The organism is Algibacter ulvanivorans (genome assembly GCF_048381495.1).
In the GTDB taxonomy this organism is placed as follows: Bacteria; Bacteroidota; Bacteroidia; order Flavobacteriales; family Flavobacteriaceae; genus Algibacter_B; species Algibacter_B ulvanivorans.
In genome coordinates this window covers 1-289 of sequence record NZ_JBLWGD010000073.1, presented here as the reverse complement: position 1 = coordinate 289, position 289 = coordinate 1, and the positions used below count along the sequence as shown (strand labels likewise).

Sequence of the window (289 nt, the reverse complement as noted above, 5' to 3'; positions counted from 1 at the left end):
GTATTACCAGCGCCATCGGTTACGGTCCAAGTGACCGTTGTTTCTCCTAATGGGAATGAGGCAGGTGCATCATTAGATATGGCTGTTGTGTTACAGTTATCATCCACAGTAGGCGTTCCAAGATTGACATTAGCGGCATCTGTAGAACAGCCATTAGCATCAACATTTACAGATACCGGTGCAGCACAGTTTACAATAGTCGGATTGATATTATCGGTTACAGCCACAGTTTGCGTACAAGTGGCCGTATTAGCAGCACCATCGGTTACGGTCCAAGTGACCGTTGTTT

General features: G+C 46.0%; 1 protein-coding gene. It reads right to left on the bottom strand.

The window, feature by feature from the left end; all coding sequences use genetic code 11:
* The coding region (locus ACNG5D_RS16015) for an HYR domain-containing protein (RefSeq protein WP_418184532.1) at nucleotides 1-289 on the bottom strand (289 nt) is incomplete at both ends.